General features: G+C 71.0%; 17 protein-coding genes. 10 read left to right on the top strand and 7 right to left on the bottom strand.

From position 1 onward, the window contains the following. Positions 1–175: 175 nt before the first annotated feature. The 6 genes from AC5020_RS12410 (at position 176) to AC5020_RS12385 (ending at position 7,068) form a co-directional block, all read left to right on the top strand. Positions 176–724 carry a GNAT family N-acetyltransferase gene (locus AC5020_RS12410; protein ID WP_464988529.1) on the top strand — a complete coding sequence of 183 codons (549 nt, stop codon included), beginning with the start codon at positions 176–178 and terminating at the stop codon, positions 722–724. Between the two features lie 124 nt (positions 725–848). Further along, a complete protein-coding gene (locus tag AC5020_RS12405; RefSeq protein WP_464988528.1) occupies positions 849–1,475 on the top strand; it encodes a hypothetical protein in 627 nt (208 codons plus the stop codon). A gap of 26 nt (positions 1,476–1,501) precedes the next feature. Beyond that, positions 1,502–2,245: a MerR family transcriptional regulator gene (locus AC5020_RS12400; RefSeq protein WP_464988527.1), complete on the top strand. Its 744-nt coding sequence runs from the start codon at positions 1,502–1,504 to the stop codon at positions 2,243–2,245. Position 2,246: 1 nt separating this feature from the next. Then, positions 2,247–2,894, top strand: coding sequence for a hypothetical protein (locus AC5020_RS12395; protein WP_377018689.1), 648 nt, complete (start codon positions 2,247–2,249; stop codon positions 2,892–2,894). Between the two features lie 54 nt (positions 2,895–2,948). Beyond that, positions 2,949–3,869, top strand: coding sequence for a tRNA glutamyl-Q(34) synthetase GluQRS (gluQRS, locus tag AC5020_RS12390; RefSeq protein WP_464988526.1), 921 nt, complete (start codon positions 2,949–2,951; stop codon positions 3,867–3,869). A 73-nt stretch (positions 3,870–3,942) separates the two neighbouring features. Beyond that, positions 3,943–7,068: a YhgE/Pip family protein gene (locus tag AC5020_RS12385; protein WP_464988556.1), complete on the top strand. Its 3,126-nt coding sequence runs from the start codon at positions 3,943–3,945 to the stop codon at positions 7,066–7,068. A 150-nt stretch (positions 7,069–7,218) separates the two neighbouring features. On the opposite strand, the gene AC5020_RS12380 is transcribed toward AC5020_RS12385, so the two are convergent. Together AC5020_RS12380 and AC5020_RS12375 are read right to left on the bottom strand one after the other, a co-directional pair. Next, positions 7,219–8,586, bottom strand: a complete 1,368-nt coding sequence (locus tag AC5020_RS12380; RefSeq protein ID WP_464988525.1) for a UDP-glucose dehydrogenase family protein — start codon at positions 8,584–8,586, stop codon at positions 7,219–7,221. A gap of 170 nt (positions 8,587–8,756) precedes the next feature. Continuing rightward, on the bottom strand, positions 8,757–11,645 hold the full coding sequence (locus AC5020_RS12375) for an ABC transporter transmembrane domain-containing protein (protein ID WP_464988524.1): 2,889 nt from the start codon (positions 11,643–11,645) through the stop codon (positions 8,757–8,759). Positions 11,646–12,095: 450 nt separating this feature from the next. Here AC5020_RS12375 and AC5020_RS12370 point away from each other — a divergent pair, with 450 nt between their 5' ends. Together AC5020_RS12370 and AC5020_RS12365 are read left to right on the top strand one after the other, a co-directional pair. Then, a complete protein-coding gene (locus AC5020_RS12370; RefSeq protein ID WP_464988523.1) occupies positions 12,096–13,586 on the top strand; it encodes a hemolysin family protein in 1,491 nt (496 codons plus the stop codon). Next, complete coding sequence (locus tag AC5020_RS12365; protein WP_464988522.1) at positions 13,583–14,599, top strand: CNNM domain-containing protein; 1,017 nt, start codon at positions 13,583–13,585, stop codon at positions 14,597–14,599. The genes AC5020_RS12370 and AC5020_RS12365 overlap by 4 nt, the downstream gene beginning before the upstream one ends. A gap of 48 nt (positions 14,600–14,647) precedes the next feature. On the opposite strand, the gene AC5020_RS12360 is transcribed toward AC5020_RS12365, so the two are convergent. From AC5020_RS12360 to AC5020_RS12345, 4 genes are all read right to left on the bottom strand, one after another. Beyond that, positions 14,648–15,868 (bottom strand): M20 family metallopeptidase, encoded by a 1,221-nt coding sequence (locus tag AC5020_RS12360; RefSeq protein ID WP_464988521.1) that lies wholly within the window; start codon positions 15,866–15,868, stop codon positions 14,648–14,650. A gap of 43 nt (positions 15,869–15,911) precedes the next feature. After that, positions 15,912–16,691: an NUDIX hydrolase gene (locus AC5020_RS12355; RefSeq protein ID WP_464988520.1), complete on the bottom strand. Its 780-nt coding sequence runs from the start codon at positions 16,689–16,691 to the stop codon at positions 15,912–15,914. A gap of 80 nt (positions 16,692–16,771) precedes the next feature. Then, positions 16,772–17,776, bottom strand: a complete 1,005-nt coding sequence (glpX, locus tag AC5020_RS12350; RefSeq protein WP_464988555.1) for a class II fructose-bisphosphatase — start codon at positions 17,774–17,776, stop codon at positions 16,772–16,774. A gap of 124 nt (positions 17,777–17,900) precedes the next feature. Continuing rightward, a complete protein-coding gene (locus AC5020_RS12345) occupies positions 17,901–19,163 on the bottom strand; it encodes a multidrug effflux MFS transporter (protein ID WP_464988519.1) in 1,263 nt (420 codons plus the stop codon). A gap of 200 nt (positions 19,164–19,363) precedes the next feature. Here AC5020_RS12345 and AC5020_RS12340 point away from each other — a divergent pair, with 200 nt between their 5' ends. Then, positions 19,364–20,299 (top strand): aldo/keto reductase, encoded by a 936-nt coding sequence (locus AC5020_RS12340; RefSeq protein ID WP_464988518.1) that lies wholly within the window; start codon positions 19,364–19,366, stop codon positions 20,297–20,299. Between the two features lie 256 nt (positions 20,300–20,555). Beyond that, positions 20,556–22,241 (top strand): ribonuclease J, encoded by a 1,686-nt coding sequence (locus AC5020_RS12335; RefSeq protein WP_464988517.1) that lies wholly within the window; start codon positions 20,556–20,558, stop codon positions 22,239–22,241. 83 nt (positions 22,242–22,324) lie between these two features. On the opposite strand, the gene AC5020_RS12330 is transcribed toward AC5020_RS12335, so the two are convergent. Then, the coding region (locus tag AC5020_RS12330) for an STAS domain-containing protein (protein WP_464988516.1) at positions 22,325–22,922 on the bottom strand (598 nt) is incomplete at its 5' end.

Here is a 22,922-nt window from a genome sequence, read left to right as displayed (position 1 = left end):
GTCCTCCGACGGTGATCGTCGCGCCGTCGCTGCGTCTGCCCCCGCCGGGCCTGGTCCCGCTGCGTCTGTCCCCGATGCGTCTGTCCCCGCTGGGTCTGCGTCTGCTCCGCGTACGTCCGCTGGGCGTGCGCCCGCTGGATCTGCTGCGCACGGAGCCGAAATCTCCACGCCTCGATTGCGGCTGTCACCGGTCCGCGAGGGCGATCTCGAGGAACTGTTCTCCCTCCACGCCGATGCCCGCGCGTTCGTCGACGACCTCACCGAGCCGCTGACCGCGCGCGCCCAGATGCGCTGGGTGCTCTCCCGCTGGATCGAGCACTGGCAACGGCACGGATCCGGGTACTTCGCGGTGCGCACGCGTGGGAGGACCGGTTTGCCTGCCGGCCTGCTCGGCGTGGTCGGGCTCGCCACGCTCGAGGCCGACGGCGAGCGCGACCGCGCAACCGAAGCAGCTTCCGCCTCCGGTGACTCCGCACTGCTCAGCGCCTACTGGCGGCTGGATCCCGAGGCGGTCGGCCGCGGCGTGGCCACCGAGGCGATGGCCGCTGTGCTCGGCCACCCCGTGCTCGGTGCCCGTGGACGCGAGGTGGTGGCCGTGACGGCGGCCGGCAACGCCGCCTCCCGTGCCCTGGCCGCGCGCCTGGGCTTCCGCGCCGCTGCGACGGACCGCCCCGTCCCCGGCGACCGCCCGGGCGACGTCCTCCTCGTCCGGCCGGGTGCCTGACGAGCAGGTGCGCGCACACCTCTCCTGACGCCTGCGCTTGACCATGTACCGAGAACATGGTGTGCCCTCGTGGTGACCGGCGACCCTGTCGGTCACACCCACCGGTCACCGAGGAGCACCCGCCGTGCGTCTGATCCATGAACCGCTCTCGCTCATGCGAGAGCATCGCCGTGCCTATCGTCTGCTCAACGTCATGGCGTACGGCCTGCTGGTGCTCGGGATGGCCATCGGGATGCTGTTTCCTGAGGTCACCGCGTCGCAGCGCACCGGGTTGCAGGCAAGTGGGGACGCGGACCTCGTGACCTCGCTGCTGTCCTCGCCGTGGCTGTTCGCCCTGACCATCCTCGCCGTCAACATCGGCCGCATCATCGTGGCGACCATCGTGGTCCCGTCGCTGGTGATCCCCTTCTCCGGGATCGCCGTCTTCGCCTACTTCGCCGTGACCACGGGGATGACCCTCGCGCCGGTGGACACGGCCACGCGGATCTCCCTGATCCCACATGTGCCGACCATGGTCATCGAGTTCCAGGCGTACGTGCTGATGATGCTCGGTGCCTATGTCCTGGGCCGGGCATGGCTGCGCCCCGCGACGGTCGGCCAGCAGAGCCACCGGCGGGGCTACCTCGGCGGACTGCGGCGCATGGCCTGGCTGGCCCTCGCCGCCCTGGCACTGCTCGTGGCCGGAGCCGTCTACGAAGCGTTGTCGCTCGTGTACCTGCTGCCCGTGGTCTTCGGTCTGCTTGTGCCATGATGGGTGCACCGGAAAGGAGTGTCCGCATGGTCTGGAGCACCAGTCAGCTGGCGCGGATCGCAGGCACCACGCTCAACACCGTGAGGCACTATCACCGGATCGGCGTGCTGCCGGAGCCCGAGCGGGCCTCGAACGGCTACAAGCAGTACGGCATCCAGCATCTGGTGCAGCTGGTGCGGATCCGTCGGCTCAGTGCGCTGGGGATCCCGCTGACGCGGATCGCCGCCTCGGCTCCGGGCGCCGCCGCATCATCCAAGGAGATCCGCAGCCTGGACGCCGAGCTCGAGGCGAGGATCCGTCGTCTGCAGGGGGCACGCAAGGACCTTGCAGAGCTGATGTCCCATCAGGCTCCCGCCGAGACCCCGGCCGGGTTCGCCGCGGTGGCATCGAGTCTCTCGGAGTCACAGCGTGGATTGCTCGCCGTGTACACCACCGTGTTCGACGGTCCGACGCTGGAGTCCTTCCGGCAGGCCGTCCTCGAACCCGAGCCGACCGATCTCGAGTTCGATCGTCTTCCCGCCGAGGCCACGGACGCGGAGATCGAGGATCTCGCCCGCCGCATGGTTCCCGCGGCTCGACGGACGCGCACGAAGCACCCGGAGCTGACCGACGCCCTGGAGCGCTCTCCCCATGGGGCCGACGCGGCCGGGCTGATCCTCGCGCACGCCCTGGTGGAGCTCTACCACGGCGCCCAGCTCCGAACCCTGCAGCGGCTCGAAACACTGCTCGCCGCCGAGGCACCCGTCACCGAGCCCCCGAGCGAGACGTGAGATGGATCGGAGCCGACGCCACAAGCGGTCCGCACGGCGCATCACACCCGGTACCGGTCGACGCCTCCGGCCGTTCCGCTGGTGGCACCAGCTCTCCCGCGCACTGTTCTACCTCCCTCTGGAGACTCAGCAGGTCTACGCCGTGGACGTCCCCTACTGGCAGCGGATCGCGACCGAGGACGGCAAGGGAAAAGCACACCTCTTCCTCGACGACCGACACATCGCCACCTCCACCTTTCCCGCCGCCTTCCCTGTCGAGGGAGGGGTCATCGAGGTGACCCCCTCGGCCTTCGGGCTGCGCCGCTGCCACTACGTTCCCGAGCACGGACCCCAGCGCCAGCTGCTGCCGGACACGCGCTCGGCCGAAGGACGACGGGCGCGGCTGGAGAAGGAGCACCCCCTTCGCAGTCGGGCGATCGGAGTCCTCTCGCTGCTCGTCCTTCTCACGTGCACGGCTCTCGCCGTTCCCCAGCTCCTCGAAGTGCTCACCGGCATCCCGCCGGTGACCGAGAAGTTCGGACAGTTCACCTCGCCTGTCGCCGTGCCCACGTGGGGCAATGTCGCGCTCGGTCTCGCCGCTGCGACGGCCAGCGTCGAACGAGCGACCCGCCTGCGCTACAGCTGGCTCGACGCGATCGCCCAGGAGTGAGAATCCGCGCCTCCCACCCGGCAGCCGAGCCCGACGGTTCCTAGACTGACGCCCATGCCCGCTCCCCCGAGCCCGCGCGCTGCCGGCCGCTACGCCCCCTCCCCCAGCGGCGACCTGCACCTGGGCAACCTGCGCACCGCGATCCTCGCCTGGGTACTGGCCCGCCGCAGCGGCCGCGCCTTCCACCTGCGCATCGAGGACCTCGACCGGGTGCGAGAGGGCTCCGAACAGCGTCAGCTGGAGGACCTCGAGGCCCTCGGCCTGGACTGGGACGGCGAAGTGGTCCGCCAGTCCGAGCGCGGTGCGGCCTACGACGAGGCGCTCTCACAGCTCCTCGCTCGTGACCTGGTGTTCGAGTGTTACTGCACCCGGCGAGAGATCCTCGAGGCACCGAGCGCCCCGCATGCCCCGCCCGGCGCCTACCCCGGCACCTGCCGCGACCTCACCCCTGCCCAGTGCGAGGCGGGCCGGGCCCGGATGCGGGAGCTGCGGCGCGAGCCTGCTCTGCGCCTGCGTGCCGGTGTTGCCGAGTGGACGGTGCGCGACCTGTGGGCGGGTGAGGTCACCGCGGCCGTGGATGACCTGGTGCTGCGCCGCGGCGACGGGGTGGTGGCCTACAACCTCGCCGTCGTCGTCGATGATGCGGCCGCAGGGGTGGATCAGGTGGCGAGGGCGGACGACCTGCTCAGCTCGGCGCCTCGCCAGGCGTATCTCGCTCATCTGCTGGGGCGTGCGGAGCCGGAGTACGCGCACGTCCCGCTGGCGGTCAACGCCGACCGGGCGCGGCTGGCCAAGCGCGACGGTGCGGTCACGCTGCGCGACCGGCTGGAACGCGGTGAGAGCGCCGCGGACGTCGTCGGCCGGATCGGCGAGTCCCTCGGCCTGAGCGGGTGCCGCACTGCCGCCGACGTGCTCGAGCGGTGGGACCCCGCGTCCCTCCCCCGCGAGCCCTGGGTCGTGCGGCTGCCGGCCTGATGCCGTTCCTCTCACCACACTTTACTACTGATCGGTAACACGCTCGATACACGAATGTATCGTGCTGTTCGTGATGGGAATACTCCGCGCTCTCCTGGCCGCCCTCTCCGCGGTGGCCCATGCCCTCCTCGCCGCCGTCCGCTCCGCCGCAGGCTCCGTCGGTCGCAGCCTCTCCGCCGCGGGCAGCGGCGCGGCCGCGCTGCTGCCGGCTGAGTGGAAGAAGCCGATCGCGGCGCTGTTCGTCGTCGGCCTCGCCCTGGTCCCGGTGATCTACTCCGGGAACATGACGTGGTCCTTCCACGACCCCAGCAACAACCTCGACCAGATCACCGCTGCCGCGGTCGACGAGGACGAAGGGGCCACCGCGACCTCTCCCAGCGGCGAGGAGACGCAGGTCGACGTCGGCCGCGAGTTCACCGACACCCTGGTGGACATGGACGAGGAGAACGTCTTCGATTTCGTGGAGGTCTCCGCCGCCGAGGCGCAGCGCGGCCTGGAGGACGGCACCTACGGCGCCACCGTCGAGATCCCGAAGGACTTCTCCGCGAACGTCGCCTCGCTCGGCGGGGACGCGGAGCAGGCGTCGCCGGCACTGCTGACGGTGACCACCAACGACACCATCAACTACGTCGGCGGGAACTTCTCGAAGTCCGTCGGCACGGCCCTGACCGACTCGCTGCGCGCCAGCGTGCTGGAGGACTACCTCGACAACATCTACGTCGGCTTCACCACCATCCATGGCGGGATCGTCGATGCGGCCGACGGGGCCGGCGAGCTCGCCGACGGCTCCTCCGAGCTCCATGACGGCACCGGCGACCTGGTCTCCGGCAGCACGGAGCTCACCGACGGCACCGGCGAGCTGGTCGGCGGGACCGACGAACTGGCCACCGGCGCCTCCAGCCTGCACGAGGGCAGCCTCGACCTGGTGGTGGGGCTGGATCAGCTCTCGGCCGGCGCGGTTCAGCTGCGCGACGGAACCGCCACGCTGCATGAGGGCGCCGAGGACCTCAGCAGCGGCCTGACCACGCTCGATCAGCAGGGCGCTCCCCTGCGCACCGGGGCCGAGGACCTCGCCGAGGGCACCGACCAGCTCGCCAGCGGCGCCTCGGACCTCTCCGATGGGGCCGGGCAGGTCGCCGGCGGCACGCAGGAGCTCAGCGACACGATCACCGCCGCCCAGCAGCGCGCCGAGGAGCTCGGCGTGACGCCTGAGAGCGTGCAGCGCACCAGCAATGACCTGGTCACGGCCGTCGATGACCTGGAGACGGCCGCCGGCGCCGTCAGCGGCATCGGCGAGGATCTCGACCGGCCCGCCACCGACGCCGGCACGATCTCCGAGAGCGCGAGCAACGTAGATGACGCCACGGGACGCCTCGATGAGACCGCGCAGGGGCTCGCCACGGACACGGAGGACCGCGCTGACGACGCCCGCACGCTGCAGGACGGCGCCTCGAGCATCGCCGGCGACGTCTCCGAGCTCGACACTGCGGTCACCGACACCCAGACGGCCACATCTGCCGCGGCCGACAGCGCCGCCATCTCCTCGGACAGCGTCCAGGAGTACACGCAGTCCGTGGACGACCTCGCCCAGCGCTGCGAGGAATCCGGCGCCGACGCCTCGTTCTGCGAGGAGCTCTCGGCCGTCTCCGACACCTCCGAGCAGACCCGTCAGGACGCCGGCCGGGCCAGCGAGGACGCGACCGCCGCGGACGACGCCGCCGGCACGGCCGCTGAGCAGTCCACCGGCGTGGCCGAGACGGCCGAGGGCATGACCGGCGCCTCCGACCGGATCACCACCTACCTCGACGAGCTCTCAGCCACCACCACGACCCTCGCCGAGGACACTTCGGCCCTCACCGAGGACACCGGCCCCCTGGCCGACAGCACCAGCACCCTCAGCACCGACCTCTCGACCCTGCGCACCGACGCCACCGAGGCCGCCGACGCCGTGAGCGATCCGGAGCAGGGACAGGATGCCGGTGACCTCGCCGATGACCTCTCCGAGCAGGCGCGCACCGCAGCCGAAGCGCTCCCCGCGGCCTACGACACCCTCCAGCAGGGCGCCGATGACGTACAGCGGCTGAACAACGGCGCCCAGGACGTCTCCTCCGGGGCCGAGCAGCTGGCCGAGGCCACCGGGACGGCCTCCAGCGGCGCCGATGAGCTGGCCGACGGTGTGGAGCAGTACACCGACGGCGTCGGCACCGCCCGCACCGGCGCCGAACAGCTCGCCGACGGCTCCGGGGATCTCGTCACCGGCGCGGATCAGCTGGCCGACGGAGCCACGGACGCGCGCAACGGTGCCGAACAGCTCGCCGACGGGTCGGGCGACCTCGAGGACGGCGCCGGTCAGCTCGCAGACGGTGCCCGCCAGGTCGACGACGGCGCCGACGAACTGGCCGACGGCGCCACCCAGCTCGACGACGGGGCCGGGCAGCTCGCCGACGGATCCGCCGAGCTGCGAGACGGACTCGGGGATTCCGAGGACGAGGTGCCCTCCTACAGCGAGGACGAGTCCGAGGACCTCGCCCGAACCGCCTCGGACCCGGTCCAGATGCGCTTCGATCGCGCCCATGAGCTCTCCCGTTTCGGCGAGGGCCTGGCTCCGCTGTTCCTGGCGATCAGCCTGTGGGTCGGCGGGATGGCGATCTTCCTGATGATGCCGCCGTTCTCCGCTGTCGCCGCCTCACGCGGGGTGGGGCCGCTGCAGCTGCTGGCCGGTGGCCTGGTCCCAGCCTTCCTGCTGGGGCTGATCCAGTCCGCGATCGCCGTCGGGGCGCTGCGCTGGGGCGTGGGCATCCAGATGCACGATCTGCCGCTGATGTTCGGCCTCTCGGCGCTGACCAGCCTGGTGTTCGTGGCGTTGAACCACGGCTTCGGGGCGATGTTCGGGCCGGTCGGGAAGTTCGTGGCCCTGGTGCTGGTGGCGCTGCAGATCTCCGGGGCGGGCGGCACCTATCCCACCGGCACCCTGCCGGAGTTCTTCCAGGTCATCCACCCCTACCTGCCCATGACCCACGCCGTGGACGCGTTCCGCGGCGCCATCGGCGGCGGCTGGGTCGATCCCGCCGAGGACCTCACGTGGCTGGGCGGCTGGCTGCTGTTCGGCGTGGCCATGGGTCTGGCCGGCGCGGTCCTCGCCCGGCGCCGGGCCCTGCGGCTCCAGCACGAGCAGCCGGGCGCCCTCCCCGAGGGGTGAGCACCACGGCCCCGCGCCCGGCAGCACCCGTGCCCGCGGTCGGGCGCCGAACTTTGGCCAGTGACGTCGCATTTTCGGGTGATTGTGCGACGGCACTGGCCAATCTTGGACGCGGGAGGGAGCGGGCGGCGCGGTGGCGGCGCCCGCGCGTCAGGACAAGGCGAGCTCCGGCGCGGAGGCCGTGTCCGCGGCCGGGGCGTCGGGGCGGCCCAGGGCGCGGAACTCCCAGCCCGCCTCACGCCAGTCACGCGGGCTCAGCACGCCCCGGCCATCGACGATCCGCGGGGCCGCGACCAGCTGCGCGGTGGCGACGGGGTCGAGCTCCCGGTACTCGCGCCACTCGGTCAGCAGCAGCACCAGTTCCGCACCTCGCAGCGCCTCGGTGGTGTCGGCCACGGTGGTCATGCCCTCGAAGCGGCGCGCGGCGTTGGCCAGCGCCTCGGGGTCGGTGACGGTGACGTGAGCACCAGCGGACATGAGGCGGGAGGCCACCTCGAGCGCCGGGGAGTCGCGCACGTCGTCGCTGTCGGGCTTGAAGGCGGCGCCGAGAACGGTGATGCGGCGGCCGCGCACCGGGCCGAGCATCTCGCGGGCCAGCTCGACCACGCGCACCCGCCGGCGCTGGTTGACGGCGTCGACCTCGCGCAGGAAGCCGAGCGCCTGGCCGGCTCCGAGGTCCTCGGCGCTGGCGATGAAGGCGCGGATGTCCTTGGGCAGGCAGCCGCCGCCGAAGCCGACGCCGGCGCGCAGGAACTTGCTGCCGATGCGGTCGTCCATGCCCAGGGCGCGGGAGATGTCGGTGACGTCGGCGCCGGTGGCCTCGCACAATTCGGCGATCGCGTTGATGAAGGAGATCTTCGTGGCCAGGAACGCGTTGGCGGAGACCTTGACCAGCTCGGCGGTCTCGAAGCCCATGACCAGGCGCTCCACGTCGCGCTCGAGGATGCCGGCGTAGACCTCGTCGAGCATGGCGATCTCGGTGTCAGCACCGTCGGGGTCACGCACGCCGTAGACGAGGCGGTCGGGATCCAGGGTGTCCTTGACGGCGAAGCCCTCGCGGAGGAACTCCGGGTTCCACATCACCCGTACGCCCTCGAGCCGTTCGAGACGGTCGGCGAGACCGCGGGCGGTGCCGGCCGGCACGGTGGATTTGCCGACCACCAGCGTCGGCCGGCCGGCCCGGGCCGGGAGCACCTCGGCGAGGGAGCCGGCGGCGGCGTGCAGCGCGGTGAGGTCCGCGCCGAATCCGTCGGCCCGCTGCGGTGTGCCCAAGCTCAGGAAGTGGACCTCCGCATCGGCCAGTTCGGCGTAGTCGGTGGTGAAGCGCAGCCGCCCGGCATCGAGGCCGCGGCGGAGGATCTCGGTGAAACCCGGTTCGTGGAACGGGGCCTCGCCGGCCGAGAGCAGGTCGATGCGGCGGGCGTCGACGTCCAGGCCGATCACGTCGTGGCCGAGCTCGGCCATGCTGGCGGCGTGGACGGCCCCGAGGTACCCCACACCGATGACGGAGATCTTCATCGTGGACCAGCTTTCTCGCGCTGCCCCGGAGGTCACCGGTTCGGCCGACGAACCCGCCAGGGCTCGGACAGTCCGCTCAGTGTGGCGCGCCGAGATGACCGGGAGGTTGCCGCCCGGTTGAGCGCAGTCGAGAGCCCTGCGACGGTTCGTCGCCGCTCACCGCGCTGCGGTCACCGCACGGAGTCGTCCTGACGGCTGAGCCAGGTCGCCAGGCGGGTGCCGGGATCGGTGGCCAGAGCCGACGGTGCCCCGTCCTCGCGGATGTCTCCGGCCTCCAGCCACAGCACGCGGTCCATCTCCGCGATGGTCTCGGGATCGCGGCTGCGGACGAGCGCGGTGCGGCCTTCGATGAGCGTGGCCAGGGCCCGCAGCACGGGTCTGCGCTCGGGGCCGGAGAGGTCCGCGTCGGCGGCATCGAGCACGACGACCGGGGCGTCGCGCACCAGCGCCCGGGCGATCGCGACCCGTCGGCGCTGACCGTCGGTGAGGACGTTCCCGCGCCGGTACAGCACGGTGTCCAGCCCGTCGGGCAGCTGCGCGACGAACTCGTCGACGCCGGCCTTCCGCGCGGCCTCGAGCACGTCGGCGTCGGTGGCGTCGGGCCGGCCGATGCGGATGTTCTCGCGCACGGTGTCGGTGAACAGCACCGGTTCGCGCTGGACGACGGCGATCTGCCGTCGCAGGTCGGCGAGCGCGACGGTGCGGGTGTCGAAGCGGTCCAGCAGGACTCGCCCGGTGTCGGGCTGGTCGAAGCGCTGGAGGTAGGCGATCAGGGCCGAGGACTCGTGGCCGGTCTCGTCGAGCAGGGCTATGTGCTGGCCGGCGGGCACCACCAGCGAGACCGTGTCGAACAGGTGGCCGCCCTCTGCGTCCTTCGCATCGAGCGCGGAGAACACGATCTCGCCCCGGACACGGCCGACGGGCTGGGTGCGCTGGGGTTCGGCGATGCCGGCGCGGCGCTCCAGGAGTGCGGAGAGGTTCTCGCCCGCGCTGGTCGCGTCGCGGAGAACACCGGTGTGCGGGAGCAGCTCGCGCAGCACCAGGATCGTGATCGCCACGTAGGCGAGGACGAGGACGAGATCTCCGGGAGACATGGAGCCTGCGGCGACCCGGGCCCCTGCCAGGAGCAGCGTGCCCAGCATGCCGATCCCGGCGACGATCTGGGCGAGCAGCTGCAGCAGCGACTGGGAGCGACGGGCCGCGGTCACGGCGCGACCGGCCCGGTTGCCGGCTTCGGTCAGGCCGCGCTCGGAGCGGGTCTCCAGCCCGTAGGACTGGATGGTGCCGGTGGCCGAGACCAGTTCCTCGGCGGTGTCGGCGAGCATGCGCTCCTCGGTGGCGGCCCGGCGATCGGCGGCGCCGGCCCGGCGCAGCACGAACACGGCGGGCACCGCGTAGAGCACCCCGGTGACCAGGAGCACGAGGGCGGCGAGCGGCTCGATGATCACCGTGACGATGACGAGGGTGGCGAGGGTCAGCACGCCGGCGGCGACACGGGGCCCGGAGTGGGAGAACAGGTCGCGCAGACGGGCGACGTCCTCGATGAGCGCGACGGCTGATTCTCCGTCGGCCTCCGAGCCGCTGGATGAGGCGGTTGCGGCCGGTGCGGCGCCGGCCTTCCTCTCCCCGGAGGTGCCGGGCTCGGGCGTGAGCCGGTGGAGGTGACTGAGCAGACGGCTGCGCAGGTCGGTGGCCATCCGTGTGCCGACGCGGCCCAGAGCCGCGATGCCGATGAAGCGGGTGAGGACCTGCAGGGTCAGGAGCACGGCGAGGACGATGACACTGGTCGTCAGGGCGCCGGCGGGATCGCCCCCGACGCCGCGGATGGCGGGGATCTCCGCGCCGGTCGTGGCGATCGCGGCATCGACCGCGTACTTCAGCGGGAACGGCAGGGCGACCAGCAGCCACACGCTGAGCAGGAGGGCGATCGAGCCGGTGATGTAGCCGGGGCGATGCGCCCGCAGATGCGGGCTGAGCAGGTCGAGCGTGCGCTGCAGCGGGGTCGGACCCTTCTCCTCGCTCGCCTGGGCAGCCGGCTCCGCAGTCGGTGTCGTGATCGGCTCACCGCCGGGCGACCCCAGCGTGCCGGGCACGGGATACGCCTTGCCGCGGGCGTCGGCGTCCGCGGGGCGTGTGCGGGGTGGGACGGTTGCCGGCGTGCTCCCCGGGTCTGCGGCGTCCGGGGACTGTTCCGATCCGGCGCTCTCGTCGACGACGGTCCACCGCCTGCCGGTGCCGGGATCTATGTCGAAGGCCTCGGCCGGGTCGTGCTCGATCGGCTCGGGCTCGGCCAGCTCATCCTCGATCGGCTCGGGCTCGGCCGGGTCGTGCTCGATCGGCGCATCCTCGGCCAGATCATCCTCGATCGGCTCGGCCGGGTCGTGCTCGGTCGGATCGTCGACGTCCTCCGCGGCTCCGAGGACTTCTGACTGCGGTTCCTCGATGCCCTCGACCGGACCCTGGACCCAGGCGTCCTCCCCCGGCGAGGCCGAGGCGAAGCCCGTCTCGTCGGCTCCGGCCGGGACCTCCTCGGTACGCTCGCCGACCCCGTGGGTCAGGTCTCCGCCCGGCACAGGTCCGTCTTCCGCGGGCGCCGAGACGCCCGCGCCCGGCACGAGGTGGCGGAAGGGCTGCGGGTTGTGGCTCGCCCGCGGGGGCCGACGCACGCGCACGCCGCGACGGGCGATGGGCGCCGCGACCGGATGAACGCCGGGTGAAGCCACGCGCTCGCGGGTCGCCTGCGCGCCATCCTGCGCGTCGCCGACCGGCGAGTCGCCATCCTGTGCGTCGCCGTGTTCCACCGCGTCGTCCTGGCCGACCCCGTCCGAGGCGCTCCCGGACCAGACGTCGGCCTGTTCCTCCTCCGACCACGGCAGCGACGGCGTGCGCCGCGCCGGCTCACCGGAGTTGTTCTCCGCTGATTCCACGTTCGCCGCCGGTTCCACGTTCTCCGCGGTGCCGCCGTTCTCCGCGGGGCCGCGGTCACCGGTCGCATCGTCGGCCGCGAATCCCTGCATCTGATCCTCGGCGGAATGGTCGGGAGTCGGGACAGTCCTCATGCGAAGGTCACCTCCGAGCGGTGTGCGGGCGCGCCGGGCGCGAGGAAAGGAGACTGCGAAGGCATGGTGGTGGTCCTGGGAGACGTCGGGTCGCGGTCCGCCGGGGATGGCGGCATGACGGTGCTCAGTGTGTCACCGTCGGAGACAGGACACCGAGATCGTCAAAGATACGGCCCCTTCGTCGGCAGTGCCCTCGATCTGCCCAGCCGACGCCGGTCGGCCGCGCCGCGACGTCGCCGAGGACTCTGGACCATTGCTGTATGACGCCGGCCGCCGATCTTGTACGCTCCTGTCACCACACACCAGGAGCGTGAGAATCACCGCCATGGGCCGACCTTCGAGCCGCCCCGGGTCTCCTGATGACCCGGGCGACTGTTGCACCTCGACCACATCCGATGACCTCCTGAGGGCCGGCGACCCCGCCGGCCTCGGCCCCTGGGGGCCGAGGCGATGATCGAGGCCCTCGTCCTGCTCCTGCTGGGGATCCTCGCGATGGCGGCGATCATCGCGGCCAACGGCTACTTCGTCGCCCAGGAATTCGCCTACATGTCTGTGGATCGGGCGCGGTTGCGAGCGCGCGCGGAGGAAGGCGACAAGGCGGCCGCAGCAGCTCTCGCGGTGACGCGCCGTACCTCGTTCATGCTCTCGGGAGCCCAGCTCGGGATCACCGTGACCGGCCTGATGGTCGGGTACGTCGCCGAACCGCTGGTTGGCCGCTCGCTCGGCATGATGCTGGGCGGCGTCGGCGTCCCCTCGGCGGTGAGCATCTCGGTGGGCACAGTCAGCGCCCTGGCCGTGGCCACCGTCGTGCAGATGGTCTTCGGTGAGCTCTATCCGAAGAACCTGGCCATCGCCGCGCCGGAGCCCCTGGCCCGTGCCCTGGCGCGCTCGACTCGCATCTATCTCGCCGCCTTCGGATGGTTGATCACGGTCTTCGATCACGCGGCGAACGCCTTGCTGCGCCTGCTGCGCATAGAGCCGGTCCACGACGTGGACACGACCGCCACCGCGGCTGACCTCGACCGGATCGTCGCCGACTCCCGTGAGAGCGGAGATCTCCCCGAAGAGCTGTCGATGCTCATCGACCGGGTCCTCGAGTTCCCCGATCGCACGGTCGAGCACGCCATGATCCCCCGCTCCCGCGCCGGCACCGTGACTCCGGAGACCACGGTCGCCGAGCTGTACGGGCGCATGGCCGGCGGTCACACCCGGTACCCGGTGCTCTCCGAGGACGAGGAACCCGTCGGAGTCGTCCAGCTCGGGGACCTGCTCGAGCGCGATGACCTCGGGGATGCCCCGGTCTCGGGCGTGATGCGTGATCCCCTCGTGCTGCCCACTCTGGCCCCTCTGCCCGAAGCCCTCGACGCGATGACGGAGTCGGGTCGTCAGCTGGCATGCATCATCGACGAGTACGGCGGATTCGCCGGCATCCTCACCCTGGAGGATCTCGCCGAGGAACTCATCGGGGAGATCGGCGACGAGCACGACGAGGAGCCTCCTCCGTCCATCGAGTCGGAGTCGGAGACGGCGTGGACGATGGACGGTGACGTCCACGTGGACGAGGTCGCACGCGCCATCGGCGCGCAGCTGCCCGAAGGTGACTACGAGACACTCGCGGGCCTGGTGATCGCGACGCACGAACAGCTTCCCGAACCGGGGCAGATCGTGCGTGTCGAGCTCCCGCCCGATCCCCGCGAACTCATCCTCGACGAACCTCCGCGACGGGCCCTGGAGATCGTGGTGCGGGAGGTGGCCCGACACGTCCCCAGCGAGCTGCACCTGCGGCTGACCGAGACGGACGACGCGGCAGAGCGAGCCGACGCGACATCCGAGGGAGTCGTCGAAGCATCCGAGAGTGCTGATGGAGGCTCCGAGGGCGGGGAACCGGACAGCCGCGGTGACCGGTCATCGGCCACGACGGACGAGGAGGAGCAGCGATGACGAATCCCCTCGTGGTCACGGCGGTCACCGTGGCCCTGATCGTGCTCAGTGCGTTCTTCGTGATCATCGAGTTCTCGCTCCTGGGGGCACGCAGGCACCGCCTCGAGACGGAGGCGCCGACGAGTCGCTCGGCACGGGCCGCCCTCCGCGGCATCAACGAGCTGACCATGATGCTCGCCGGTGCACAGCTCGGCATCACTGCCTGCACCTTCGCCCTCGGTGCCGTGACCAAGCCTGCGGTCGACGCGTGGGTCGGACCTGTGCTCACCGGGTGGGGTGTGCCCGCTTCCCTCGCCGACGTCTCCGCCTTCGCCTTCTCGCTCCTGCTGGTGACTTTCCTGCACCTCGTCGTCGGCGAGATGGCACCGAAGTCCTGGGCGATCGCCCATCCGGAGTTCTCGGCGAAGCTGATCGGCGTGCCCTCGCGCCTGTTCGTGGCAGTGGTCCGACCGCTGCTGGTCTTCGTCAATGCCGTGGCCAACAAGCTGGTCGCCGCGAGCGGGGTCACGCCGGCGGAGCGGGCCGCCGTCGGCGGCCAGGACGCGGCCACCATCCGCCAGCTCGTCGAGCACTCCTCCTCGAGCGGCACTCTCGACCCCGTGTTCCATCCCCAGCTGTCCGGTGCCCTGGAACTGGCCGAACTCCGGCTCGCCGACCTCGTCGAGGGACGCGAACGGCCGACGACCGTTCCCGCTGACGCCACGGTCGCCGACGTCCGCTCCGCCGCGGCCCGCTCGCATCACATGCGCATCCTGGTGGAGGACCCGCGCGGCGCCCCGCACGTCGTCCACCTGCGCGACGTGCTCCTGGAATCCGCCGGCCGTCCCGCCCGGGATCTGGCCCGCCCGGCCTTCACCCTGGCCGCCTCCACGCCGGTCTACGACGCGCTCGCACGGGCGCGCGATGGCCGTGAACAGCTGATCGCGGTCATGGACGACGGCGAGCGGTTCGTCGGAGTCGTCACCCTCTCCGACATCTTGCGCCGCGTCCTGCCCGTCGATCTCGCGACCTGATCCCGCTGCTCCTCGATCGGGGACGGACCGGACCCGGCCCGGATCGCCTCAGCCGTCGTTGTGGGCGCCGGCGAGCTCGGCCGCACGGGCGAGGATGGCGGCGCGGCGCTCGGGGTCGGCGGCGACGTCGTGGATCACCCAGGCCATCGCCACGGCCGCATCGTCCATCAGCCGGTATCCCTGCTCGCTGGCGACATGGGTGGCGAATTCGCGCGTGTGCAGGGCACCTCCGGCTCCGGTGATCCCGACGAACGGGTGCAGGCCCGGCACGCGCTGGGACACGTTGCCCATGTCGGTGGAGGCGGCCATGACCCCGAGCGAGCCCTCCAGCGGGCGCCCCAGCACCTCCATGGCCTCGTTCCACGCGGTCCCCAGCACGTCGTCCTGCAGCAGCGGCTCGTAGACGGGCTCGGAGGCGGCGATCTCCAGGGCGCAGCCGGTGCCCACGGCTCCGGCCTCGAGGCAGGCGAACAGACTCTCGCGCAGCTGCTCGAACTCCGGCATCGTCAGCGCCCGGCACTCGAGGTCGATCACCGCGGTCTCGGGGATGATGTTGGTGACCCCGGACTGCTGCGGCACCAGGGCCAGGCGCTGGCCGTCCTTGACCCGCTGGCGCAGCAGGCCTGCCGCGACCTGCGCGATCACCGCGGCATCGTTCGCGTTGACGCCGTCGGTGGGGTCGGCGGCGGCGTGGGCGCCGCGACCGGTGTAGGTCGCGCGCCAGCGGCCGACGGCCTGGCTGGTCGAGCCCAGCACGTCATAGGTCCCGGTGTGCGCGGTGGGGTGGGACATCAGCGACAGATGCACTCCCTCGAACACGCCGCGCTCGATCAGCAGCTGCTTGCCGCCGCCGTGCTCTTCCGCCGGCGTACCGATGACCTGCAGCGTCACGTCCAGGCGATCGACCATGCCGACGAGGGCGAGGGCGGCGCCGAGCGAGGAGCCGGCGATGAGGTTGTGACCGCAGCCGTGGCCGATCTCGGGCAGGGCGTCGTACTCGACGCAGAGGGACGCGACCAGGGATCCGCTGCCGTAGGTGGCGCGGAACGCGGTGGGCAGCTCCGCGATCCCGCGCTCGACGGCGAAGCCCACGTCCTCGAGGAGGTCCGCACAGCGGTCGTGTGCTCGCTGCTCGTCGAAGGCGATCTCCGGGTCGGCGTGGATCGCGCGGGCGAGGGCGTGGACGTCGTCCCGTCGGTCGCGGTAGGACGCGGCGATCGCGGCCTTGGCGGGATCAGGGTGAGCGGGGGCGGCATCGGTGGTGGTCACACAGCGATCCTGCCACGAAGCGCGGTCAGCTGCCGGGAGCCGCCTACTGCCCCGAGCGCAGCAGCGGCGGGATCAGTGCGGTGCCGGGACCGGCGGAGTACAGCCGCGCGGGGCGCCCGCCCGTCGGTGCGGCATGGCGGTCCAGCTCGACCAGGAAGCCCTCGGTGCGGGTGGCCTTGCGATGGAAGTTGCCGGCGTCCAGCTTCGTGCCCCAGACGCTCTCGTAGACCCCGCGCAGCTGGGAGATCGTGAACTCCGGCGGCAGGAAGGTGACCGCGAGCGTCGTGTACTCGAGCTTCGCGCGCGCCCGCTCGACGGCGCTGTCCAGGACGACGTCGTGGTCGAAGGCCAGGTCGATCGCCGCGAGATCGTCGACGGACCACCAGCGGGCGTCGGCGACCTCTTCACCGCGCTGGGGATCGGGAAGGTCCGCGCCCAGGGCCATGAAGGCCACCGAGACCACTCGGCCGCGGGGGTCGCGGTCCGGGGCCCCGAAGGTGCGCACCTGCTCGAGGTGAACGGTGAAGTCCCCGAGCGAGGCCTCGTCGGCCAGCACCCGGTAGGCGGCGTCCTCGAGGTCCTCGTCCAGCCGCACGAAGCCACCGGGCAGCGCCCACGCGTCACGGAAGGGCTCGTCCTCGCGCCGCACCAGCAGCACGTTGAGGCGGCCCCCGCGCAGGGTCAGCACGATCAGGTCGACGGCGACATGGACCTGCTGGTCAGTGGCCTGTTCCGCGACCGGGGCGCGGCCCGTCGCCGGGGCGCCGTCCGTCGCCGGGGCCCGGTCCGGAGCCGGGGCGAGGGCTTCGTCTGAGGAGGGCATGGGTTCAGGTTAGAGCCGCCTGAGCTCGCCCCGGTCCCCACTGCAGTGCGACTCACAGCCCCGGACCGGCGCGCTCTCCCTCACACGGCGATCCAGCGGGCCCACTTCTCGGCACGGTGCTCGGCCTCGACGATCCGCACGGTGCCCGAGGTGGACCGCATGACGATGGACTCGGTGGTGATGCGATCGGCCTGGTACTTCACGCCGCTGAGCAGGTCGCCGTCGGTGATGCCGGTGGCGGCGAAGTAGCAGTTGTCGGAGGTGACCAGATCGTCCGTGGTCAGCACGCGGTCGAGGTCGTGGCCGGCGCCGAGCGCCTGCTGGCGTTCGGCGTCGTCCTTCGGGGCGAGGCGGGCCTGCAGGATGCCGCCGGTGGCCTTGACCGCGCAGGCGGCGATGATGCCCTCGGGGGTGCCGCCGGTGCCCAGCAGCATGTCCACCCCGGCGCCGCGGGCGGCGGCGATGGCCCCGGCGACGTCGCCGTCCATGATGAACTTGACGCGCGCCCCGGCCTCGCGGATCTCGCGGACGAGGGCCTCGTGGCGGGGCCTCTCCAGGACGCAGACGTTGACCTGACTGACGGGCTTGCCGAGCGCCTTGGCCACGAGGTTGATGTTCTGCCGGATGGGCAGGCGCAGATCGACGAACTCGGCCGCTGCGGGACCGACGACCATCTTCTCCATGTAGAACACCGCCGAGGGGTCGTACATGCTCCCCTTCTCGGCGACGGCGAACACCGACAGGGCGTTGTTGTACGCCATCGCCGTCAGGCGGGTGCCGTCGATGGGGTCGACCGCGACGTCGACGTCCGGCCCGTTCCCGTCGCCGACCTTCTCGCCGTTGAACAGCATCGGGGCCTCGTCCTTCTCGCCCTCGCCGATGACGACGGTGCCGTTCATGCGGACGGTGTCCATGAAGGAGCGCATGGCGTCGACGGCGGCGCCGTCGGCCCGGTTCTTGTCGCCGGCGCCGACCCAGCGGCCCCCGGCGATGGCGGCGGCCTCGGTCACGCGGACCAGTTCGAGGGCGAGGTTCCGGTCGGGGCCGTTGGCGGTGTGATCGTCCGAGGGGGCATCGCTGGGCATGGTGTTCACGGGGTCCTCCGTCGTCGTCGAACTCAGGGAGCGGCGCCTGACCGACGGCCTGCCGGAGCGACAGGCCGATCGGTGCCTGACGTGCGCTTGTGACTCTACCCGGGTGCGCGGCCGCTCACACCCCCGTTGGGGTGCGCACCGCCCGCAGATGCCACGCCCAGAACGCCCCGCCGAGCACGGAGAACCCGAGCGAGGCCAGAGCCAGGGAGACGAGGCTGGTGGCGACGAGCGGCGCGATCAGCCCGGCCAGCAGCGCATTGAGGACGAGGGCGAAGAAGGTGCCCAGGGAGGCCGCGGATCCGCGCTGGTGCGGGAACAGGTCGAGCACCTCGAGCTGGATGGGGGCGAAGATCAGGGCGACGGTGAAGGCGATCAGCATCGGCCCGACCACGGCCAGCAGCAGCGACCAGGTCAGCCCGCCGGTGTACTCCGGGGCCAGGGACACCAGCAGCAGGTTCACGCCCGCGGTGAGGAACGTGCCGAGGTAGCCGAACGTGATCAGCCGGCTGCGCTCCATGAGGTCGGCGACCCGGCCCACCACCCAGGCACCGGAGACCATGCCGACGATGAGCGGGACGAACAGCACCCAGAAGTCCTGCTCGCCCAGGCCCAGCAGGTCCACCATGAAGATCGAGGCGGCGGCGATGAACACGAACTGGGAGGCGAAGCCGAACGCGGAGGCCGCGGCGATCCGCAGCATCACCGGCGAGCGGCCGACGTGGGCCAGGGACCCCAGCAGGGCGCCCACTCGCAGCTTGGTGCGCGCCTCCGGCGGCAGGGTCTCGGGCAGCTGCAGCGCCAGGACCAGCACGACCAGGGCGTAGATGCCGACGCCGGCGAACACCCAGCGCCAGTCGCCCAGCAGCAGCAGCCAGCCGGCGAAGATGGGCGCCAGGGCGGGGGCGACGGAGAAGATCATCATCACCCGGGACATCAGCCGCTGCGCCTCGGAGCCGGAGAACATGTCGCGGATGATCACGCGGGAGACGACGGTGGCAGCGCCGGCGCTCATGCCCTGCAGCACCCGCAGCAGCACCAGGCTGCCGATGTTGGGCGCGAGGATGCACCCGAACATGCCGAGGATGTAGATCACCAGACCGCCGACGATGACCTTCTTGCGGCCCAGGGCGTCCGAGAGCGGTCCGTGGAAGACGGACATCACGGCGAAGGCCGCCAGGTAGGCCGAAACCAGCTGCTGGAGGGCGACGTCGTCGCTGCCGAACTCCTCCCCGATCCGAGTGAAGGCCGGGAAGACGGTGTCGATCGAGAACGGGCCGATCATCACCAGCGAGGCGAGGGTCAGGGTGAGCCGGGCACCTGCCTTCTCCCGTCGTGTCGTGGTCGGTGGAACGTGGGAGGAGGGGAAGGGGGTGCTCACTGTATACAGCCTATGCCGGGGCCCGTGCCGGTCGCATCGCCGTCCCGCCCCTCGGAAAACGCTCCCTGACCCGGATCCCCAGCGTACGGGGCCGACGGCGGACCGCCATGCGCCCCGTGCGCCGACGGGCATAGGCTCGACCTCGGCGGCGCCGCCGAGCGGTGCGGCCGATCCGTTCCCCTGCGCCCGGAGGCTCATCCATGAAGCAGTTCACCATGCCGCACACCGACATCGCCGCACCCAACGTGGTGCTGGGACTGATGCGGATCGCGGAGAAGTCCGACGACGAGATCAGGACCCTGGTCCGCACCGCGCGCGATGCCGGGATCGACTTCCTCGATCACGCCGACGTCTACGGCGGGGCCAAGCACACGTGCGAGGCGCGCTTCGCCGAGGCGATGGCGCTGAGCGCCTCCGAGCGCGAGCAGGTCACCATCCAGACCAAGGCCGGGATCGTGCCCGACGGCCCCTACTTCGACTACTCCTACGACCACCTGATCGAATCGGTCGAGGGATCGCTGAAGGCGCTGAAGACCGACTACATCGACATCCTGCTGCTGCACCGTCCCGACGCACTGGTCGAGCCCGAGGAGGTCGCCCGCGCGTTCGACGAGCTGCACCGGTCCGGCAAGGTGCGCAATTTCGGCGTCTCGAACCACACGCCGCGCCAGATCGATCTGCTGGGCAAGCACCTGAACCAGCCGATCGTGGCGAACCAGCTGCAGCTGTCGATCACCCACTCCACGTTCGTCGCCCAGGGCGTGGCGGCGAACATGCAAGGCACCGACCAGGCGCTGGTGCGCGACGGCGGCGGCATCCTGGACTACTGCCGCCTGCACGACATCACCATCCAGGCCTGGTCGCCGTTCCAGGCCGGATTCTTCGACGGCGTGTTCCTGGGCAGCGAGAAGCACCCCGAGCTCAACGCCGTCGTCGACCGCCTGGCCGCGAAGTACGACGTCGCCCCCGAGGCCATCGCGACCGCGTGGATCACCCGGCACCCGGCGCAGATGCAGGTGGTCCTGGGTACGACGACTCCGCAGCGCGTGCAGGATTCGGCGGCGGGTTCGGAGATCCCGCTGACCCGCGCCGAGTGGTACGAGCTGTTCCGGGCCGCCGGCTGGATCGTGCCCTGATCCGGTGATCCTCCGCCCCGCGCACGGGGCTATGCGGCTTGCTGCGGAGCAGCCCGGCACCAGTGCCCGCTCGCCCCTCGACGGGGAGGGCGGGCATTGTCCGTGGAGGGCGCCAGCCAAGAAGCCCAAGAAGCACGGCGTGGTCCCGGTATGCCCGAACTCTGACGTAACGTAATGGTATTAATGCCGCGCCTGCCCCTTGCAGTGCCGCTCGCTCCACGACGCGACAATTTTCCCCCGACAGAAGCGAGTTCCCATGCCGACACCTCCGCGCCGACTCTCGGCTCCCTCACCGCTGCCCCGCGGCGGAATGCGTATCACCGCCCTCGGTGGTCTCGGCGAAGTCGGTCGCAATATGACCGTCTTCGAGCACGCGGGACGGCTGTTGCTCGTCGACTGCGGCGTCCTGTTTCCCGAGGAGCACCAGCCGGGCGTCGACGTGATCCTGCCGGACTTCACCTCGATCCGAGATCGTCTCGACGACATCGAGGCCATCGTGCTCACCCACGGGCACGAAGATCACATCGGCGGTGTCCCATACTTGCTCAAGGAGCGGGCCGACATCCCGATCGTGGGCTCCGAGCTCACCCTGGCCTTCATCACCGCCAAGCTCGAGGAGCATCGGGTGACGCCGGAGACCGTCCGAGTGGAAGCTGGCGATCGCCGATCCTTCGGCCCCTTCGACCTGGAGTTCGTCGCAGTCAATCACTCGATCCCGGACGGACTGGCTGTCGCCATCCGCACCGGTGCCGGACTCGTGCTGCACACCGGTGATTTCAAGATGGACCAGTTCTCGCTGGATGACCGGATCACGGACCTGCGCGCGTTCGCCCGCCTCGGTGAGGAGGGCGTGGACCTTTTCCTCGTCGATTCCACGAATGCCGAAGTTCCCGGATTCACCGTGTCCGAACGCGATCTCGCGCCGGCCATCGACCAGGTGTTCGCCACGGCGCCTCGACGGATCATCGTCTCCAGCTTCGCCAGCCATGTCCACCGCATCCAGCAGGTCGTCGATGCCGCCCATGCCAATGGGCGGAAGGTCGCGTTCGTGGGTCGCTCCATGGTCCGCAACATGGCGATCGCCCGCGACCTCGGCTACCTCACGATCCCCGACGGCCTCCTCGTGGATTTCCGGAGGATCCGATCGATGCCGGACCACAAGATCACGCTGGTCTGCACCGGGTCCCAGGGCGAGCCACTCGCCGCGCTGTCCCGCATGGCTGACGGGGACCATCAGATCCGGGTCGGCGAAGGGGACACGGTCCTCCTGGCCAGCTCGCTCATCCCGGGCAACGAGAACGCGATCTACGGCGTCATCAACAAGCTGACCGACCTGGGCGCGAACATCGTCCACAAGGGCAACGCCAAGGTCCACGTCTCCGGCCACGCCAGCGCCGGGGAACTCGTCTACTGCTACAACATCGTGCGACCCAGCAACGTCATGCCGGTGCATGGTGAATCGAAGCATCTGCACGCCAACGCCGAGCTCGCCCGCCGTACAGGAGTCCCGGAGGACCGAGTGGTCATCGCCCGCGACGGCGTCGCCGTCGACCTCGTCGACGGGCGAGCGCGCATTTCGGGAAAGGTTCCGGCAGGCCTGGTCTACGTGGACGGCCAGACCATCGGAGCCGCGACGGAGGACACCCTGGCTGAGCGCCGGGTACTGGGAGACGGCGGCGTGGTGACGGTTCTGGCGCTGATCGATCCGAAGACCAATCAGCCGGTCGAGCCCATCGAGTTCCTCGCGAAGGGATTCGTCCACGACGAATCGACGTTCACCGGAGCCCGGCGGGCGGTGACCAAGGCGCTCGAGCGTGCCAAGAAGGAGAAGGTCCACGACGTCGGCGCGCTCGAGGAACTCATCGTCGAGGCCATGAGCACCCACCTGCGCCGCACGCACCGCCGGCAACCGGCGGTGATGGCAGTCGTGATCGACGCCTGACTCTGGCCGCGTGCCACGACGGGCCCCGAAACGCGATGTCCCGGGGCCCGTCCGCGTCCGCCCGTGCCCGGCCTTCGGCCGGCTCAGTGGCCTTCGCCGAGCTTTCCTGAGAGCTTCTCGAGGCGCTGGAGGCTCGCACCGTCCAAGCCGATGATGCGGGCCTCCTTGTCCCGTGCGGCGTACTTCGTCTGCACGGCGTCCAGGGTGGCGACGGTGGAGGCGTCCCAGATGTCGGCGTCGGTGAGGTCGATGATGACGGTCTCGGGATCACCGGCGTAGTCGAACTGGTAGACCAGGTCGTTGCTCGAGGCCCAGAAAAGTTCGCCCTTGACGGCGTAGCGGCGGATATCGACGCTGCCGTCGCCGTCCACGTCCGTCTCCCAGACCTTCTCGATGCGCACCAGGTGCGCGACGCGCCGGGCGAACAGGACCATCGCGGCGATGACGCCCAGGATGACGCCGACGGCGAGGTTGTGGGTGGCGACGGTGGCGATGACGGTGACCAGCATGACGGCCGTCTCGGACCAGGGCATCATGCGCAGCGTGGAGGGGCGGATGCTGTGCCAGTCCAGGGTGGCCACGGAGACCATGATCATCACGGCGACCAGCGCTGCCATCGGGATCAGCCCGACGATGTCCCCCAGCACGATGACCAGGATCAGCAGGAAGACGCCCGCGAGG

The organism is Brachybacterium sp. SYSU DS0246 (assembly GCF_059391765.1).
This window is presented reverse-complemented; position numbering and strand designations above follow the sequence as displayed.

Bases quoted from the DNA above. Each gene is read 5' to 3' on its own strand.
- AC5020_RS12400 (WP_464988527.1), top strand. From the start codon at position 1,502: ATGGTCTGGAGCACCAGTCAGCTGGCGCGGATCGCAGGCACCACGCTC.
- AC5020_RS12395 (WP_377018689.1), top strand. From the start codon at position 2,247: ATGGATCGGAGCCGACGCCACAAGCGGTCCGCACGGCGCATCACACCC.
- gluQRS (WP_464988526.1), top strand. From the start codon at position 2,949: ATGCCCGCTCCCCCGAGCCCGCGCGCTGCCGGCCGCTACGCCCCCTCC.
- AC5020_RS12385 (WP_464988556.1), top strand. From the start codon at position 3,943: ATGGGAATACTCCGCGCTCTCCTGGCCGCCCTCTCCGCGGTGGCCCAT.
- AC5020_RS12380 (WP_464988525.1), bottom strand. From the start codon at position 8,586: ATGAAGATCTCCGTCATCGGTGTGGGGTACCTCGGGGCCGTCCACGCC.
- AC5020_RS12375 (WP_464988524.1), bottom strand. From the start codon at position 11,645: ATGAGGACTGTCCCGACTCCCGACCATTCCGCCGAGGATCAGATGCAG.
- AC5020_RS12370 (WP_464988523.1), top strand. From the start codon at position 12,096: ATGATCGAGGCCCTCGTCCTGCTCCTGCTGGGGATCCTCGCGATGGCG.
- AC5020_RS12365 (WP_464988522.1), top strand. From the start codon at position 13,583: ATGACGAATCCCCTCGTGGTCACGGCGGTCACCGTGGCCCTGATCGTG.
- AC5020_RS12355 (WP_464988520.1), bottom strand. From the start codon at position 16,691: ATGCCCTCCTCAGACGAAGCCCTCGCCCCGGCTCCGGACCGGGCCCCG.
- glpX (WP_464988555.1), bottom strand. From the start codon at position 17,776: ATGCCCAGCGATGCCCCCTCGGACGATCACACCGCCAACGGCCCCGAC.
- AC5020_RS12340 (WP_464988518.1), top strand. From the start codon at position 19,364: ATGAAGCAGTTCACCATGCCGCACACCGACATCGCCGCACCCAACGTG.
- AC5020_RS12335 (WP_464988517.1), top strand. From the start codon at position 20,556: ATGCCGACACCTCCGCGCCGACTCTCGGCTCCCTCACCGCTGCCCCGC.